At 67.8% G+C, this 12977-nt stretch carries 8 protein-coding genes; 3 read left to right on the plus strand and 5 right to left on the minus strand.

Annotated features, from left to right (window positions below; translation table 11 throughout):
* Nucleotides 1-20 precede the first annotated feature (20 nt).
* Entirely contained in the window at nt 21-2489 is a 2469-nt protein-coding gene (locus OG199_RS21625) for a DUF6049 family protein (protein WP_405830847.1), read from the minus strand.
* 223 nt (nt 2490-2712) lie between these two features.
* On the opposite strand from OG199_RS21625, the gene OG199_RS21630 reads away from it, so the two are divergent.
* The gene (locus tag OG199_RS21630) at nt 2713-4179 is read left to right on the plus strand and encodes a CCA tRNA nucleotidyltransferase (RefSeq protein WP_405830849.1); all 1467 of its coding nucleotides are present in this window, start codon (nt 2713-2715) and stop codon (nt 4177-4179) included.
* Nucleotides 4180-4297: 118 nt separating this feature from the next.
* On the opposite strand, the gene OG199_RS21635 is transcribed toward OG199_RS21630, so the two are convergent.
* The 4 genes from OG199_RS21635 to OG199_RS21650 form a co-directional block, all read right to left on the minus strand.
* The gene (locus tag OG199_RS21635; RefSeq protein ID WP_351721468.1) at nt 4298-4777 is read right to left on the minus strand and encodes a hypothetical protein; all 480 of its coding nucleotides are present in this window, start codon (nt 4775-4777) and stop codon (nt 4298-4300) included.
* Between the two features lie 98 nt (nt 4778-4875).
* Nucleotides 4876-6153, minus strand: a complete 1278-nt coding sequence (locus OG199_RS21640; protein WP_405830851.1) for an MFS transporter — start codon at nt 6151-6153, stop codon at nt 4876-4878.
* A 168-nt stretch (nt 6154-6321) separates the two neighbouring features.
* Nucleotides 6322-7404: an inositol-3-phosphate synthase gene (locus tag OG199_RS21645; protein ID WP_266700268.1), complete on the minus strand. Its 1083-nt coding sequence runs from the start codon at nt 7402-7404 to the stop codon at nt 6322-6324.
* A gap of 44 nt (nt 7405-7448) precedes the next feature.
* On the minus strand, nt 7449-8153 hold the full coding sequence (locus OG199_RS21650; protein ID WP_356809401.1) for a helix-turn-helix transcriptional regulator: 705 nt from the start codon (nt 8151-8153) through the stop codon (nt 7449-7451).
* 374 nt (nt 8154-8527) lie between these two features.
* Here OG199_RS21650 and OG199_RS21655 point away from each other — a divergent pair, with 374 nt between their 5' ends.
* Both OG199_RS21655 and OG199_RS21660 read left to right on the plus strand, forming a co-directional pair.
* Nucleotides 8528-11224, plus strand: a complete 2697-nt coding sequence (locus OG199_RS21655; protein WP_401807412.1) for a transglycosylase domain-containing protein — start codon at nt 8528-8530, stop codon at nt 11222-11224.
* A gap of 183 nt (nt 11225-11407) precedes the next feature.
* Entirely contained in the window at nt 11408-12913 is a 1506-nt protein-coding gene (locus tag OG199_RS21660) for a glycosyltransferase 87 family protein (protein ID WP_356798133.1), read from the plus strand.
* Nucleotides 12914-12977: the final 64 nt, after the last annotated feature.

Here is a 12977-nt window from a genome sequence, read left to right on the forward strand (position 1 = left end):
CCCACCGGCCACGACATCGCTCAACGGTCCACTCTCTCACCCGTGCCGGACGGGTCGGTGCTTTCCGGTGCGGTGTCCGGTGCGGGGTCACTCGGGTGCTCCGGGGCGTCTGCCCCGGGCTCCGTCGTGGACTCCCCGTCGGGACCGTCCTTGGAGCGCTCGGTGTTCTCAACAGTGTCTACGGTGCCTGCGGCGTCCTTGTTCACGCCGTTCACGCCGTCCTCGGCCGTGGCCCCGGCCTCGGTTCCGCCCTCGGCGTCCGGGGCGTCCGCGGCGTTCTTCTGCTCCTCCGCGGCCTGCCGGGCCGCCGCGCGCTTGCGCTGCGTGTACATCCGGAACCCGGCGAGCACGAGCAGGAGGACGCCACCGCCGATGACCAGCATCACCGTGGGGGTGATCTCGGTGACCTTCACCTCGAAGTCGACGGGGTCACCGTATTTCTGGCCGTCCTCGGTGAACAGCTGGGCGGTCACCGTCACCGGGCCGTTGGCCTTGGCGGAGGTGGTGAACTTCACCGACTGGCTGTGCTCGCCCGCGACCTGGATCGGCTGCTCGTCGTAGGCGCCGTTGCCGATCTTGAGGCGAGTGGGCTGCTTCGACGTGAGGCGCAGTACCAGGTGGTGGACGCCCTGCACGAGGTTGTTCTGCACCGTCACCGGGATCGTGGCACTGCGCCCCGACAGCTTCGCGTCGGACTTCTTGATCAGCTTCACGAGACCGGTGAGGTCGTCGAGGTATCCCCTGACTCCGTCGCGGAAGGCCTCCCCCTGGCCTTTGCGGCCGCGCCAGGATGTCGACATCCCTCGGTCTATGGCCCGACCGAACGGAGTCACCACGCGGGACTTGTCGGTGAGGATGACCTTGAACTTGTCGAGGTTGCCCTGAGTGGCCTGGATCGTCACGAAGTCCGAGGTCTGCAGTTCCTGATTTTTCGGGGACTGCGGGTACAGGGACCCCGAGGGGATCCTTGTCGTGGCGTCCGGGTCCGGTTTGGCCTTGGCGGCCGCGGACAGGCCCTGGGCGTCGGACCAGTTTCCGTTCTGGAGCGCCTTCACCGCCGTCGCCATCGTCTGCGCCTGGCTCGCGGACGGCATGCGCTGCGGCGCGACGACGATGCTGCGCTGGTCGTTCGGCTCCTGGAGGTTGAGCGCGAGAGCCTGCGCCAGGAATTCCTGAACGGCCAGCGTGGAGTCGTCGGCCTTCGTCATGTCGCCCTGGAACTCGGTCGACAGCCGGTAGTCCGAGACCACCGCCGTCGTGCCGCCGCCGATGGGGCGGGCCGCACTGGGGGTGTAGGTCAGATCGCCGGTCTCGCGGAGGCTGTCGCTGCGGGCGATCACCTTGTCGGCACCCGCGGAGGTGGCGACCTTGATGATCGACGGGTCGACGGCGCCGTTCACGGGCCACGCGAAGTCGGTCTCCGGCTTCACGTGGATGATCGTGTCCACGGTGTCGGACGCCACGTCCGTGGCGTCCTTGAGGTGATTCAGGGAGCCGGCGACATCCGTGCCGTGGTGCGCCAGCGAGGCGAGGTCAGGGTCGGCGAAGGGGAGCGCGACCACTTCCTTGCCGGAGACCGTCTTCTCGAGCTTGTCGAGCCACTCCTTGGCGACGGCCTGGTTCTTGCCGGCCGTCGTGGTGTCGCCGTCCTGGATCCGGTAGTTACGCGTCATGGCGTCGACGGAGGCCAGCAGGTCCGGGTCGACGACCCAGGTCACGTCGAGATCGCCGCCCAGCGACAGGAGCTGGTCGAGGCGGCCACCGGGGGCGATCTCCTTGGCCAGCTCGTCGTCCTGGAAGACGGGGGTCTGCTGAGCGTCCGAACCGGTCTCCGCCCTGAGGTGGACCGTAGAGATCAGCGGCCAGAGATACGTCGTCTTCGTCCTGGTGTCCGCGCCCTCGGGCTGCCAGGGCAGGAAGGTCCGTTCGATCCCGAGCACGTGCTCCCACGGTTCCGCGGAGGTCTGGCCCGACAGGGAGACGGCCAGCTGGTACACCCCGTCGGAGCCGAGGTCGAGCTCCTTGACGGGTACCGAGATGCTGAACCGCTGCGAGACACCGGCGGGGAGCTCCGAGAACTTCTGGACGTACTTGCCACCGACCTCCAGGGGGTCGAGCCCCGGCTGGAACCCGGTGCGCTCGGCGGCGTCGTCGATGGCCACCCGACCGCTGAGCGAGGGGCCCACCCGCAGCCCCACGTGAGCGTCGGTCACCGTCTGCTTGCCCTTGTTGGTGATCGAACCGGAGACGGTGACCGTGTCGCCGTCCGTGGGGGCGCTGGGGCTCAGGGAGTCCAGGGAGACGTCGACCGTCCGGGACCCGCTGGCGGCGGCCACAGAGGCCGTTTCCGCGGCGTGTGCGGCCGGAGGGACGGACAGCTGGAGCAGTCCGGCCAGTAGGGGCGCCCCGGCCAGCAGTGCGCCGGTGCGCCGCAACCACCGGTGGGCAGGTGAGGGACTCGTCCCCTGGAAGTCTGCCGCCTCGGCCACGCGCTCGCCCGTCCCTCGTCGTCGTCAGTGGTCGTCGGAATGTGCGTCCACGCATGGTAACGATGCGCGCTGAGAGGAAGTGCCGCGGAGTGCTCCACAAGATCGGGAGACTGGGCCGACTGTCCTGTATGTGCGCGTATTGAGGCCCGTGTAAAGGGGAGGACGCCTGTGCACGTTTTATGGAGGCGCCCCGGGGTGCCCCGGCCACGTACCCTTTTCTGTTGTGCCGAACGCCAACGAAGACAATCCCAGTGCCCTGAGCCAGGTGCAGCACCGCGCGGTGAGTGAACTGCTGCGGGTGTCCCCTGTCGCCGACGACCTCGCCCTCCGATTCCAGGAGGCCGGGTTCTCCCTCGCCCTCGTCGGCGGCTCGGTCCGGGACGCGCTCCTCGGCCGGCTCGGCAACGACCTGGACTTCACCACGGATGCCCGACCCGAGGACGTACTGAAGATCGTGCGTCCCTGGGCGGACGCCGTCTGGGAGGTCGGGATCGCCTTCGGCACCGTCGGCGCGCAGAAGGACGCCCTCGTGGACGGCGTACAGCAGTCCTTCCAGATCGAGATCACGACGTACCGCTCCGAGGCGTACGACCGGACGTCCCGCAAGCCCGAGGTGTCCTACGGCGACTCGATCGAGGAAGACCTCGTGCGCCGTGACTTCACGGTGAACGCGATGGCTGTCGCGCTGCCGGAGAAGAAGTTCATCGACCCGCACGGCGGCCGGGACGACCTGGCCGCGCGGGTGCTGCGCACCCCGGGAACGCCCGAGCAGTCCTTCTCCGACGATCCGCTGCGGATGATGCGGGCCGCCCGGTTCGCGGCTCAGCTCGACTTCGAGGTGGCCCCGGACGTCGTCGCGGCGATGACGGACATGGCAGGACGTATCGAGATCGTCTCGGCGGAACGGGTACGGGACGAGCTCAACAAGCTCCTTCTCTCCGCGCACCCGCGCAAGGGCCTGACGCTGCTCGTCGACACCGGTCTCTCGGCCCATGTGCTGCCCGAGCTGCCGGCCCTGCGGCTGGAACGTGACGAGCACCACCGGCACAAGGACGTCTACGATCACACCCTGATCGTCCTGGAACAGGCCATGGAGCTCGAGGAGAACGGCCCCGACCTGGTCCTGAGACTGGCCGCACTGTTGCATGACATCGGCAAGCCGAGGACCCGGCGCTTCGAGAAGGACGGACGGGTGTCCTTCCATCACCACGAGATGGTGGGCGCGAAGATGACCAAGAAGCGGATGTCGGAGCTCAAGTACTCGAACGAGCTCGTGAAGGACGTCTCCCGGCTGGTCGAACTTCATCTGCGGTTCCACGGGTACGGCACCGGTGAGTGGACCGATTCCGCCGTCCGTCGCTACGTACGGGACGCGGGGCCGCTCCTCGACCGTCTTCACAAGCTGACCCGCTCCGACTGCACCACCCGTAACAAGCGCAAGGCGACCGCACTCTCGCGTGCGTACGACGGCCTGGAGGAGCGCATCGCCCAGCTTCAGGAGCAGGAGGAGCTGGACGCGATCCGGCCCGATCTCGACGGCAACCAGATCATGGAGATCCTGGGCATCGACCCGGGCCCGGCGATCGGCCAGGCGTACAAGTTCCTGCTGGAGCTCCGACTGGAGAACGGCCCGATGGAACACGACGCGGCAGTGGCGGCGCTCAAGGAGTGGTGGTCCGAGCAGGGCTGAGGCTCAAGTCCGTGGGTCATGTTTCACGTGAAACATGACCCACGGGCGAGCGAGGGAGAGTGGCGAGGGGTGGTGTTTCACGTGAAACACCACCCCTCGCCGCATGTGAACGGTGTCGCTACTTGTTCTCCTTCAGGCACAGCACCACGTCGTGGCCACCGCCCGACTGGATGTAGGCGATCGTCGAGTCCGTGACGTCCTTGCACTTGTTTTCGTCGCTGGTGTCGTCGAACTTCTCGACGACCTTGTACTGGGCGTCACCCGAGGAGCAGTCGACCGTCTTGAGGTCGGCCTTGGAGTCCGTGCCGTCGTTGTGCATGCAGTTGCCGACCGACGCGGTCTCCGCGTCGCTCTGGCCGAGGTACCACTTCACCCCGTACAGAGCCACGGCGACGAGTATCAGCGCGACGATGCGCAGCGCCTTCTTGCCGCCCCGCTTGGCCGGGCTGGGGGCCGGCGGCGGCACCGGGGCGCCCTGGTTGGGGAACGGCGCGTAGGGCTGCTGCGGGGGAACCCCCGGCTGGACCGGCTGCTGCCCCATGGGAGCGGTGGGCTGCTGGGCGTACGGGTTCTGGCCGTGGGGCGGCGGAGTAGTCATACGGGGTCCCCCCTGGAACCTAGGCGCGTGGCGCGAAATAAGACGCACGTAAGTTATCGGGAGCCTGTGACAACGCAGTAGTCAGGAGGGGCTCTGTGTCATTGATGTGACACTGGCCGGCGATCAAAACGGGCCATAGATAGAGCAACCGCGGCGTAGACCACGGCCACGGTGGCGACGAGCGGAACCGAGCGTCCGTCAGAAGGCAGTATCAGTGCGGCCACCGCGGCCGCGCCGACGAACGCGACGTTGAACAGGACGTCGTAGACGGAGAAGATCCGGCCGCGGTAGCCGTCGTCGACCGATGACTGCACCACGGTGTCGGTGGCGATCTTCGCGCCCTGTGTGGTCAGGCCCAGGACGAAGGCGGCGGCCAGCACAGGGGGCGGGGTGAAGGACAGGCCGAGAGCGGGCTCCAGGACCGCGGCCGTACCGGCGCACACGAGGATCCAGCCCCGGGGACCCAGTCGCCCCGCCGCCCAGGGCGTCACCACGGCCGCGGCGAAGAAGCCCGCCCCCGATATGCCCACGGCCAGCCCCAGCAGGGCGAGCCCGTCGTCCGAGCCGGACGACCAGGCGTACCGGCAGAGCATCAGCATCATGACCGTCAGGGCGCCGTAGCAGAAACGCATCAACGTCATGGCCATGAGCGCCCAGGCGGCCTCCCGTCGCGCGGGCTCGGCGAGATGGCGCACGCCCGCCATCAGACCGCGGGCGGTGCCGGCGAGCGCCGTGCGCAGGTTCGGCCGCACCAAATGCTGCTCCGGGCCGAGCAGTTCCGGCGATATGCGCAGCGCGGCGAGCGCCGCGCACAGATAGAGGGCCGCCCCGACGAGCACGACCGCAGCGTCCGAGTCCGAGCCGACCAGCCGCACGACGAAGGCGAGACCCCCGCCCGCTGTCGCGGCGAGTGTCCCGGCGGTGGGAGAGAGCGAGTTGGCGATCACCAGCCGGTCCGGGTCGACGACGCGGGGCAGGGCCGCCGAGAGCCCCGCGAGGACGAAGCGGTTGACCGCGGTGACGCACAGGGCGGAGGCGTAGAAGAGCCAGGCGGGCACGTGGCTCAGCATCAGAACGGCCGTCACGCATGCCAGCGCAGCCCGCAGCAGATTGCCGTACAGGAAGACCTGGCGGCGCCGCCAGCGGTCCAGCAGGACGCCCGCGAAGGGGCCGATGAGGGAGTACGGGAGGAGCAGGACGGCCATCGCCGAGGCGATCGAGGCAGCGGAGGTCTGCTTCTCCGGGGAGAAGACGACGTAGGTGGCGAGCGCGACCTGGAAGACCCCGTCGGCGCCCTGGGACAGCAGGCGGACCCCGAGCAGACGTCGGAAGTTCTGGAGGCGCAGGAGGACGCGCAGATCACGCACGACGGCCATGGGGCACAGCCTCACATACGAGGAAGGTCCCCGGGTGAGTGACCCGGGGACCCTCGACGGGCAGGAGCGAAGAGCCCCTCGGCGCCGTGCGCGGCGTCCCGTCGGCCCGCGGTGCCCTGTCCTACGGGCACTGCGAACCGTGTCGGCCGGCGCTCGGCGCCTGTCTTTCTAGCGCTCGACCTCGCCCTTGATGAACTTCTCGACGTTGGCGAAGGCCTCGTCGTCGAAGTACTGGACCGGCGGGGACTTCATGAAGTACGACGACGCCGACAGGATCGGGCCGCCGATGCCGCGGTCCTTCGCGATCTTCGCGGCGCGCAGGGCGTCGATGATGACACCGGCCGAGTTCGGGGAGTCCCAGACCTCGAGCTTGTACTCCAGGTTCAGCGGAACGTCACCGAAGGCACGGCCCTCGAGGCGGACGTAGGCCCACTTGCGGTCGTCGAGCCAGGCCACGTAGTCCGAGGGACCGATGTGGACGTTCTTCTCGCCCAGGTCGCGGTCGGGGATCTGCGAGGTGACGGCCTGCGTCTTCGAGATCTTCTTGGACTCGAGGCGGTCGCGCTCCAGCATGTTCTTGAAGTCCATGTTGCCGCCGACGTTGAGCTGCATGGTGCGCTCAAGACGGACACCGCGGTCCTCGAACAGCTTCGCCATCACACGGTGCGTGATGGTGGCGCCGACCTGCGACTTGATGTCGTCGCCGACGATCGGGACACCGGCCTCGGTGAACTTGTCCGCCCACTCCTTGGTGCCGGCGATGAAGACCGGGAGGGCGTTGACGAAGGCGACCTTGGCGTCGATGGCGCACTGGGCGTAGAACTTCGCCGCGTTCTCGGAACCGACGGGCAGGTAGCAGACGAGGACGTCGACCTGCTTGTCCTTGAGGATCTGGACCACGTCGACCGGGGCCTCGGCGGACTCCTCGATGGTCATGCGGTAGTACTTACCGAGACCGTCCAGGGTGTGGCCGCGCTGGACCGTGATGCCCTTGTTCGGGACATCGCAGATCTTGATGGTGTTGTTCTCGCTGGCACCGATGGCGTCGGAGAGGTCGAGGCCGACCTTCTTCGCGTCGACGTCGAAGGCGGCGACGAACTCGACGTCACCGACGTGGTAGTCGCCGAACTGGACGTGCATCAGGCCGGGGACCTTGGTCGCCGGGTCGGCGTCCTTGTAGTACTCGACGCCCTGAACCAGCGAGGCGGCGCAGTTGCCCACGCCGACGATGGCTACGCGAACCGAACCCATTCCGGTTGCTCCCTGTGTGTACGAGGTGAAGCCCCGACTGGACCTCACGTGGTGGTGTCGTCGGACGGATCCGGTCGGGAGTCATCCCGGTGCCGGGGCAGGCCGCCCGTCTCTCCAGATGTGCTGTGCTGCGGAGCGGGGCCGTCGGAGGCACCTCGGGAGGTGTCTTCGGTGGCGGAACTGACGTCCCGTCCCGCCCGCTCGCTTTCGATGAGCTCGTTCAGCCAGCGCACTTCGCGCTCCACGGACTCCATTCCGTGGCGCTGGAGCTCAAGGGTGTAGTCGTCGAGGCGCTCCCGGGTGCGTGCCAGAGAGGCGCGCATCTTCTCCAGGCGCTCCTCGAGCCGGCTGCGGCGGCCCTCCAGTACGCGCATGCGTACGTCGCGTGACGTCTGCCCGAAGAAGGCGAAACGAGCGGCGAAGTGCTCGTCCTCGTACGCGTCGGGACCCGTCTGCGAGAGCAGCTCCTCGAAGTGTTCCTTACCTTCCGCCGTCAACCGGTAGACGATCTTGGCGCGACGCCCTGCGAGTGGAGCGGCGAGGGCGTCCTCCGGGGTGCTCCCCGATTCCTCGATCAACCAGCCGTTGGCGACCAGCGTCTTGAGGCAGGGGTAGAGCGTCCCGTAGCTGAACGCCCGGAACACACCGAGTGACGTATTGAGTCGTTTGCGCAGCTCATAGCCGTGCATCGGGGACTCGCGGAGCAGACCGAGAACGGCGAACTCGAGGATCCCGGAGCGCCGGCTCATCTCGCCTCCTGCCTGTCGCGGCCTCCTCGGCACGTTCTTTATGCCGAGCTGATGTATCGACTCGATACATCAGCACGATAGAACGGCCATCCGTCTGCGACAAGAGGGACCACGGTGAACGGCGTCACATCACCGATTCATACGAAGCAAGTTGCCTGATTTGAGGTGAACTTCGGAGCTAGGTGGGTTTTGACGGTGCGTAGTCTGTGCGCCATGCAAAACCACCGGGAACCGAGTGACGCCTGAGGACGTCTTCGTCCTCGGTGCAGTACGGGTGAATGTGTGATCGACCGCATCCGTACTTCGGGGGGACCGGAAACCAGCCGCCGTTTCCAGGCGCGCAAGGGTGCGCCTGCCCTAGGAGTAGTCGTTCGATGAGCGAGCACCGTCGCAAACCGCCGCAGCAGCAGGGCGGCGGACGTGCCGCGGCCCGGCGCGGCCAGCCCGGCCCGTCCGCAGGCCGCCGCGCGACACCGCGAGGCGCCACTGGGTCACCTTCCGACTCCTATGAGTCACCTTCCGGTTCCGGTGGGTCAGGGGGTGAGGAGGAGCGCCCGTACGGGGGTCGCGCCGAGGCTCGGCGCGCGGCCCAGAGGAATGGTGGCGGCGGGCGGCGCAGAGGCGCGGAAGCCGCCGGATCCGGCGGCCGCCGCGGAGGCCCCGGCGGCCCGAACGGGCCCGGTCGTGGCCGCCCCTCGGGACCCGTCAAGAAACGCCTCATCGACTACCCGCGCGCGGGTAGGTCGGGGGGTGCGCGCTGGGTGCCGTCCTGGAAGCTGGTGTCGGGCCTGTTCATCGGCTTCGTCGGGAGCCTGGTGGCCGTGGCCGGCATCGGGTACGCCATGGTGAGCGTCCCGAACGTGGCGGAGACCGCCACGGCGCAGAACAACGTCTACTACTGGGCCGACGGCACCCAGATGGTCGCCACCGGTGGTGAGACGAACCGCCAGATCATCAACTACTCGCAGATCCCCGCGGCGATGCGCTACGCCGTCATCTCGCAGGAGAACAAGACCTTCGAGACCGACAGCGGCGTCGACCCCAAGGGCATCGCCCGTGCCTTCCTGAACATGGCCAGGGGCGGTCAGACGCAGGGTGGTTCCACCATCACCCAGCAGTACGTCAAGAACGCGATGCTGGACGACCAGTCGCAGACGATCTCCCGGAAGTTCAAGGAGATCTTCGTCTCGATCAAGGTGGGCGCCACGGTCAAGAAGGAAAAGATCATGGAGGGGTACCTGAACTCCGCGTACTACGGTCGCGGGGCGTACGGACTCCAGGCGGCGGCGCGCGCTTACTTCGACAAGGACGCCATCAAGCTCGACGAGAGCCAGTGCGCCTTCCTGGCGGCGATGCTCAAGGGCGCGACCTACTACGACCCGGCGGGCGCCCCCTCGCTCGACGCGTCGGCCACCCCCGAGAACAACAAGAAGCGGGCCACGGCCCAGTGGTCGGACACGCTGGACAAAGAGGTCAAGTACGGGCATCTGAGTGCTGCGAAGCGGGCCACGTTCAAGGAGCTTCCCAAGGCTCAGAACCCGCGTTCCAACACCCGGCTCAGCGGCCAGATCGGCTACCTCGTCGACCTCGCCAAGGCGTATGTCGTCCACAACACGAAGATCACCGAGGACCAGCTCCAGCGCGGCGGCTACTCGATCCACACGACCTTCGACAAGTCGAAGGTCAATGCTCTCGAAAATGCCGTGAAGGAAGTCCGCAGCAAGAAGATCAACCCCAAGGCGCGGCCGGACACGGACAAGTTCGTCCAGTTCGGCGGGGCCTCTGTCGATCCGACCACGGGAGCGATCAAGGCCATCTACGGCGGTGAGGACGCGACCAAGCACTTCACCAACAACGCCGACCAGACCGGTGCCCAGGTGGGATCGACGTTCAAGCCGTTCGTGCTCGCGGCCGCCATGCAGTGGGGCGTGAAGGATCCCGCGGGCTCGGGACAGCGCAAGATCGCCTCTCCGAAGAGCCTGTACAGCGGCAAGAACAAGCTCAAGATCGAGCAGTACGACCACTCCGTCTGGACCGACAAGGAAGGCAAGGAGTGGCTGCAGACCAACGACGGCGACAAGTCCTACAATCCGCCGAGCTACAAGATCGACCTGCGTGAGGCGATGCGGGAGTCCGTGAACTCCGCCTACGTCCAGCTCGGCATGGACGTGGGTACGGACAAGGTGGAGCAGGCCGCGCTCGCCGCGGGCGTTCTCAAGAGCAGCCTGGCGAGCTCCAACTTCCCTTCCTTCTCCATCGGTACCTCGGACCCCAGCGCGATCCGTATGGCCGGTGCGTACGCCACCTTCGCGGACAGCGGACAGCAGCGTGATCCGTACTCGGTCGAGAAGATCGACAGCAAGGACGGCACGGTGTTCCGGCACCGTGACATCGCGAAGGCGAAGGAGGCCTTCAGCCCGGAGGTCGCGGACAACGTCACCGACGTGCTCAAGACGGTCGTGGACAAGGGAACCGGTACCGCCGCGCGGCTGACCGGCCGCCAGGTGGCCGGCAAGACCGGTACCACCGACGGCAACAAGTCGGCCTGGTTCGTCGGGTACACCCCGCAGCTGTCGACGTCGATCAGCATGTACCGCCTGGACGACAACGCGAGCAGCAAGAACCGTACGTTTCTGGAGATGTACGGCACGGGCGGCGAGAAGAAGATCCACGGTGCCTCGTTCCCGGCCCAGATCTGGCACGACTACATGGAGACCGCGCTCAAGGGCCAGAAGGTGGAGGACTTCCCGACGCCGCAGCCCATCGGTGAGGTCCTCAACGACACCCCGAGCCCGTCCGCGACCCCGTCGGCCACGTCCTCGCCGTCGACGAGCCCGACGCCGAGCGACACCCCCAGCCCGACGCTCAGCAACTCTCCTTCGCCCACGACGAGCGAGAGCTGCAACAAGTTCGACTGGACCTGCGGCAACAACGGCGGGACGGACGCGGGTGGCAGCGACAACGGCGGGACGGACGGAGGCGTCACCAACAGTCCCACGGCCACCGATACCGCCGGCAACGGCGGAGGCAACGGCAACGGCGGCGGCTTCATCCGAGGCCAGAACGGCTGAGTGAGGGACACCCGGGCCGAGCGACGGACGCGAGCCTGACGAAAGGGGGCCGACGGCACATGCCGGCGGCCCCCTTTCACGCGTACGGCAACCGGTGTGTCGTTGATCACAAGCGGTCGGGAGCGGAGGCGGCATCCGTCGCCGACCACCGCACTCCCAGGTCCGTACGGCAGGATGTGCGCCATGCCCAGTGCAGAGACGACGCGAGCGAGCGTGCGCGAGCCGGAGCCGGTGCGGCCGACCAAGGAGGACGAGGTCGCCGCGGCCGGCAGTGAGCTGATCGGCGGCCCCATCGGACGAAGGGCCCTCCTCGGGACGTCCTGGTGGACGCCCGTACGGGTCGTCGCGCTGGTCGCGATCGCCATGTTCGCCCTCGGCATGGTCCAGAAGCTGCCCTGCTACGACGGCGGCTGGTTCTTCGGGGCCAGCACCCAGTACACGCACGCGTGCTACTCGGACATCCCGCACCTCTACCAGGGGCGCGGTTTCGCCGACGGCCTGGTGCCGTACTTCGACAAGCTCCCCGGCGACATGGACTACCTCGAGTACCCCGTGCTCACGGGTGTGTTCATGGAGGTCGCGGCCTGGCTCACGCCGGGCGGCGGCAGCATCCAGGACCAGGAGCAGATCTACTGGATGGTCAACGCGGGGATGCTCATGGTGTGCGCGGCGGTCATCGCCGTGAGCACCGCGCGCACCCACCGCAGGCGCCCCTGGGACGGCCTCCTGGTCGCCCTCGCGCCCGCCTTCGCGCTCACGGCCACCATCAACTGGGACCTCCTCGCCGTGGCCCTGCTGGCCGCCGCGATGCTCATGTGGTCGCGGGGCCGCGCCCTCGCCTTCGGCATCCTGATCGGACTCGCCACCGCCGCCAAGTTCTACCCGTTCCTGGTGATGGGTCCGCTGCTCGTGCTGTGCTGGCGGGCCGGCAAGTGGCGCGAGTTCGGGATCGCGGTGATGGGCGCCGTGGGCGCCTGGCTGGTCGTCAACCTTCCGGTCATGTACCTCGCCCCGGAGGGCTGGGCGAAGTTCTACAGCTTCAGCCACGACCGGGGAGTCGACTTCGGTTCGGTCTTCCTGTTCCTCTCGACCTGGTTCAAGATCACGATCACCGCCGACACCGCGAACGCCTGGGCGCTGGTCCTGATGGTGCTCGTCTGCGTGGCCCTGACCGCCCTCGCCCTCACCGCCCCGCGCCGCCCCCGCTTCGCCCAGCTCGCGTTCCTGATCGTCGCGGCCTTCGTCCTCACCAACAAGGTCTACTCGCCCCAGTACGTACTGTGGCTGGTCCCCCTCGCCGCGCTGGCCCGGCCGCGCTGGCGGGACTTCCTGATCTGGCAGGCGTGCGAGGTGGCGTACTTCCTGGGGATCTGGATGTACCTCGCGTACACGACCAGCGGGGAGGCTCACAAGGGCCTCTCCTCGCAGGGCTACCAGATCGCCATCGCCGTCCACCTCCTGGGCACGCTGTACCTGTGCGCCGTGGTGGTACGCGACATCTTCATGCCGGAACGGGACATGGTCCGCAAGGCGGGCGACGACGACCCCTCGGGCGGAGTCCTCGACGGGGCGGAGGACGCCTTCGTCCTCGGGGCCGCGGCCCATCCGCCCCGGCACGCGGCGCACTTCGAGGGGCCGCCGGTGCAGTGGGGCAACGGAGGCGTGGCCGTGGAGGACCGTTCGCCCTGAGCGAACAGCGTGCCCAGGGGGCATACGAAAAGGCCGTACACGGTGATCGTGTACGGCCTTTCCG

This window comes from Streptomyces sp. NBC_01176, assembly GCF_045039825.1.
In the GTDB taxonomy this organism is placed as follows: Bacteria; Actinomycetota; Actinomycetes; order Streptomycetales; family Streptomycetaceae; genus Streptomyces.

What these genes read in the sequence shown, in the direction of transcription:
- OG199_RS21645 (WP_266700268.1), bottom strand. Translation starts at nt 7,404, where the DNA reads ATGGGTTCGGTTCGCGTAGCCATCGTCGGCGTGGGCAACTGCGCCGCC.
- OG199_RS21635 (WP_351721468.1), bottom strand. Translation starts at nt 4,777, where the DNA reads ATGACTACTCCGCCGCCCCACGGCCAGAACCCGTACGCCCAGCAGCCC.
- OG199_RS21660 (WP_356798133.1), top strand. Translation starts at nt 11,408, where the DNA reads ATGCCCAGTGCAGAGACGACGCGAGCGAGCGTGCGCGAGCCGGAGCCG.
- OG199_RS21650 (WP_356809401.1), bottom strand. Translation starts at nt 8,153, where the DNA reads ATGAGCCGGCGCTCCGGGATCCTCGAGTTCGCCGTTCTCGGTCTGCTC.
- OG199_RS21640 (WP_405830851.1), bottom strand. Translation starts at nt 6,153, where the DNA reads ATGGCCGTCGTGCGTGATCTGCGCGTCCTCCTGCGCCTCCAGAACTTC.
- OG199_RS21655 (WP_401807412.1), top strand. Translation starts at nt 8,528, where the DNA reads ATGAGCGAGCACCGTCGCAAACCGCCGCAGCAGCAGGGCGGCGGACGT.